Source organism: Cellulomonas bogoriensis 69B4 = DSM 16987 (assembly GCF_000767165.1).
Classification (GTDB): Bacteria; Actinomycetota; Actinomycetes; order Actinomycetales; family Cellulomonadaceae; genus Actinotalea; species Actinotalea bogoriensis.
On record NZ_AXCZ01000484.1, the window covers coordinates 1 to 366 of the forward strand.

At 72.7% G+C, this 366-nt stretch carries 1 pseudogene; it reads right to left on the minus strand.

Features of this window, described 5'->3' with window-relative positions:
* Nucleotides 1-225, minus strand: a pseudogene (locus tag N869_RS16135) (RNA polymerase sigma factor); the annotation flags it as partial.
* Nucleotides 226-366 lie beyond the last annotated feature (141 nt).

Here is a 366-nt window from a genome sequence, read left to right on the forward strand (position 1 = left end):
CGCGACCGCAGGCCGGGCGGTCGGCTCGTTCACGACCACGCCGGCGTCGGCGAGCCCGCGCACCACCGCCCGCAGACGCTTGGGCGGTACCTCGGCGGACTCGCACGCGGACCGCAGCGCCTCGGCCTCGACCGACCCGTGGGTGCGACCGACGCGGACGAGCTCCTGAAGCGCCGGGTGCTCGAACTCACGCGGCAGGACAGGCTGGGAAGAGAGGGATGACACAGAGAACCTTTCGGCGACGCCAGGCTCGGGAAGAAGGTCCGGGGTTAGGGTGACATTGTAACGTCCCGGGTGCCGGTCGCGCTGGTGCGCGCCCCGCCACGGACCCGGCACGTCACTCCGGCGAGGGCTTGACCGCCAGCA